Consider the following 3,883-nt stretch of genomic DNA (forward strand, 5'->3'; position numbering starts at 1 on the left):
GCAGACCCCCGAGGCGTTCGGCGAGGAGATCAAGGCCGAGACCGAGAAGTGGAAGAAGGTCGTCGAGTTTGCCGGCCTGAAGGTCGAGTAGCGATCTTGCGATGATCGGAAATGGAGCCCTGCCGTTCGGCAGGGCTTTTTTCTTGCGCGCGTCGTCTCGTCGACCTGGAATGAAACGGCCCCGAGCCGCGCCGGCGCGCGCGGCTCGTTGCGCCGCACTGGTCGCGTTTCACGCTGCACATCGGTCGGCCTGATCACGCAGTCGTGCAGCTTCACGCGCGCGGGTTCCCGCTTGACGGCCGTTCGTCCGCGTTTATACTAAACCACATGGTTAAGTATCAGGACGAGACGCTGGACCGGACCTTTGCGGCGCTGTCCGACCCGACGCGGCGTGCGCTTCTCGCCCGCCTCGGCGAGCGGGATAGCCTGTCGGTGAGCGAGCTGGCCGCGCCGTTTCCGGTCTCGCTGCCGGCGATCATGAAGCATCTCGATGTGCTCACGGACGCAGGCCTGATCGTGCGCGAGAAAACCGGTCGCACGGTCTCGTGCCGGCTCACCGCGCAGCCGATGGAGCAGGCGATGAACTGGCTCAATCGTTACGCGCAGTTCTGGTCCGACAATCTGGATCGTCTTGCCGCCTTCGTGGAGGAAGAGACATGGCCAACCCAGCCGTCAACGCCGATTCCCGCAACGCCGAGCGCGCAAGCGAACGTCCAAGCCTCACGCTCACGCGCCGGCTCCGCGCGCGGCCGGAGAAAGTCTACGCCGCTTGGACGCAGGCCGCGCAGCTAGCGCAATGGTTCGGGCCGCCGAACATGAAGCCGGCGACGCTGAACGCCGAGCTCGACGTTCGCACCGGCGGCCGCTACCGCATCAGCTTCGTCAGCGACGACGGCGAATATTTCGAGGCCGGCGGCACCTATCGCGAGGTCGTGCCGAACGAGCTCTTGGTGTTCAGCTGGGCCTGGCACTCGACGCCGGAGCGCGAATCGCTGGTCACGATCTCGTTCAAGCCTGACAGCGCCGGCACGCTGATGATCTTTCATCACGCCCAGTTCTTCGACGAGGCCGCACGCGACAATCATCAGCGGGGCTGGAGCTCGTTCCTCGATAAGCTCGATGCCTTCGTCGCCTGATTTCCGTCAGAGGAGACCGCCATGCAACCCCATCAGATCGTATCGCGCGAGCAATGGATCGCGGCTCGCAAAGCCCTTATGGCGCATGAGAAGGAGCTCACAGCGGCTCGCGAGCGCCTCGCCGAGGAGCGCCGCGCGCTGCCCTGGGTCAAGGTCGACAAGGACTACGTGTTCGACGGACCGAGCGGCAAGGTGACGCTCGGCGATCTCTTCAAGGGGCGTCCGCAGCTCGTCGTCCAGCACGTGATGTTTGCGCCCGACTGGGAAGCGGCCTGCAAGAGCTGCTCGTTCTGGGYCGACGGTCTCGATCGCATGGTGCCGCACCTGGCGGCGCGCGACACCGCGACGGTCGCGATCTCGCTGGCGCCGATCGCAAAGCTCGAGGACTTCAAGACGCGGATGGGCTGGACCTTCGACTGGGTTTCGTCGGGAAGCAACGACTTCAACCGGGATTACGGCGTGACGTTCTCGCCAGAGCAGATCGCCACGGGCAAGCCGATGTACAATTTCGGCACCACGCCGTTCTACGGTCCCGAGCTGCCCGGCATCAGCGTGTTCTACCGCAACGAGGCCGGCGAGATCTTCCACACTTATTCCTGCTTCGCCCGCGGCCTCGACATGATGAACGCCGCCTATCAGTATCTCGACCTCACCCCGCTCGGCCGTCACGAGGAGGGGCTGCCCTACCCGATGGACTGGGTGCGCCTGCGCGACCAGTACGAGCCGCAGGCGGCGAAGGATGCGTGCTGCCACGGGTGAGGGGGCGGGTACGCTCTGCCCACATCAAGGGTGTCATCGCCCGGCTTGACCGGGCGATCCAGTACTCCGAGAGGGGAGTGATAGAGACGAGAGGCCGCAGTGTACTGGATTCCCCGCCTGCCGCCTGCCGCCTGCGCTGAAGCTTCGGCGCCCCTAGACCGAAGCCCGGCGAAGCCTTGGCGTAGCCGGGTCGCGGGGAATGACAGCGGGTGATGACGCGGCAGGGTACCTTGCACCCGATAGCTACCGCTTCGCGTCCGCCTGCTCCGTCCCGTTGCACGAGATCAGCATCGTATAGGGCCGCGCGTTGCCGGCGATGTCGGTGGTCTTGAGCTCGCTCTTCGGCTCCGCGGTCTGGTAGGGCACCACGCTGTTGTCGAGGAAGTCGCGCAGCGCGCCGGTCTTGATGGCGAAGTTGATGTTCTCCGGAATGTTGCCGGTCGCAGCGGCGATGCGCAGTACGGGGATCTTTGCGGTGACCACGCCCACGATCTGACCGGTGGTGTCGAACAGCGGGCCGCCGCTATTGCCGGGCTGCACCGGCGCGCTGATTTGCAGGAAACGCGTGTCGTTGCGCATGCCGCTGAGCGAGCTCACGATACCGGTCGTCACGGTGAAGTCCGACGTGAGCAGGCCATGGTAGGGAAAGCCGATCGCGACGACCGAATCGCCGGAGTGGAACGAGCGGTCGCGAATCCGCGCAAAGTCCTTGAATGTCACTGTCGACGGCGCCTGCAAGAGGGCGAGATCGTTGTTTGCATCGCTCGACACGACGCGCAGCACCATCGAGGCCTCGCCGGTGAGGTTGCCCTTGATGTCGCCGACGCAGCCGTCGATCACATGATGGTTGGTGACGATGTGGCCGTTCGCGCTGACCACGAAGCCGGTGCCGCTCCTGGTCCGGGCAGCCTTGCTGCCGGCCGGCGGCGCCTGCTTGTCCGGCGCGGGCTGCGGCTTGGCGGCGATCTTGGTGAAATCGCCGGCCTTGTCGAGCCCGTCGGCTTTCACCTTGGTCACGCAATTGGCCAATGCGGCGATCACCGGCCCGGTCGAGGTCAGATCGAAATTCAGAACGGCGCGGCCGGCTGTCGCCACCATCAGGCTCGCCTTCTGAAACGTACGCACGACGTTGAGCGGCATGATGGCCGTGAGCATGTTGGACTGGTATGCCGTGGCGAACAGCCTGGCTTGCTCCTGCCCGTCAAAGGTCACGTCGATCGCGGCGTTCTCGCCCTTGTTGAAGCGGTAGCTGGGACTCGCAAAGGCGAGCGACCATGTGCCGGCGGCATTTTGGCTCACGACGAGGATGACGCCGTTCGCATAAGGCGTCGTCGCCGCGCAATGGGAGAAGGCGCCCGTCTCGTCATTGCTGAAGGCGCCGCCGATCCAGTTGCCGACATTGACGCTGCCGAATGGTCCTTTCGCATGCGCGATGCCGCCAACGATCACCTGCAAGAGAGACGCAACGACAAATGACTTGAGCCACATACTTTCTCCCCCGGAATGGTTTTGAATCCATCTTATCCGCGGGACGAGGTGGGGCGCAACCGGCAGTTGTCTGCTCGAGATCAGGCTCCTCGCGGCGACTTTCCGGCTTGCCTTTACTTTGCCAGGCTATATACTTTGCAATACAAAGTAACACGTCCGACAGGCGTGGGTGGAGCGAGGTTCTGGCGTTGCCGATGCGCGATCTCGACAAGGCACTGGCCGACATCGTGGCGATCCGCAGCCAGATCGCGGCCGGCACGGCGTTCCGCGGCTACGGACCGGCGACCATGGCCGCGACCGGTGCCGTCGCGCTGATCACGGCGATCCTGCAATTCTGGCTGCTCGGTGACCCCACCGGCGAGCCGCTCGGCTTCTTCTTCGGCTGGTTCGTCGCCGCCGTGCTCTCCGTCCTGGTGATCGGGATCGAGATGCGCGCGCGTTCACGCCGCCATCATTCCGGCCTTGCCGACGCCATGATCCACCAGGCGGTCGAGCAGTTC

Annotated in this window: 3 protein-coding genes and 2 pseudogenes; 4 read left to right on the forward strand and 1 reads right to left on the reverse strand. The window is 64.7% G+C overall.

The genetic code is table 11. From position 1 onward, the window contains the following. Window positions 1–264 precede the first annotated feature (264 nt). The 3 genes and pseudogenes from AC1D00_RS30860 (at window position 265) to AC1D00_RS30870 (ending at window position 1,895) form a co-directional block, all read left to right on the forward strand. Window positions 265–792 (forward strand): ArsR/SmtB family transcription factor, encoded by a 528-nt coding sequence (locus AC1D00_RS30860; protein ID WP_477013262.1) that lies wholly within the window; start codon window positions 265–267, stop codon window positions 790–792. Window positions 793–803: 11 nt separating this feature from the next. Continuing rightward, window positions 804–1,136, forward strand: a pseudogene (locus AC1D00_RS30865) (SRPBCC family protein); the annotation flags it as partial. A gap of 21 nt (window positions 1,137–1,157) precedes the next feature. Continuing rightward, the gene (locus AC1D00_RS30870; protein ID WP_477013263.1) at window positions 1,158–1,895 is read left to right on the forward strand and encodes a DUF899 domain-containing protein; all 738 of its coding nucleotides are present in this window, start codon (window positions 1,158–1,160) and stop codon (window positions 1,893–1,895) included. 243 nt (window positions 1,896–2,138) lie between these two features. On the opposite strand, the gene AC1D00_RS30875 is transcribed toward AC1D00_RS30870, so the two are convergent. Further along, on the reverse strand, window positions 2,139–3,383 hold the full coding sequence (locus AC1D00_RS30875; RefSeq protein ID WP_477013264.1) for a S1C family serine protease: 1,245 nt from the start codon (window positions 3,381–3,383) through the stop codon (window positions 2,139–2,141). A gap of 194 nt (window positions 3,384–3,577) precedes the next feature. Here AC1D00_RS30875 and AC1D00_RS30880 point away from each other — a divergent pair. Further along, a pseudogene (locus tag AC1D00_RS30880) lies at window positions 3,578–3,883 on the forward strand (hypothetical protein); the annotation flags it as partial.

The sequence above is a fragment of the Bradyrhizobium sp. P2_E8 genome (assembly GCF_056403875.1).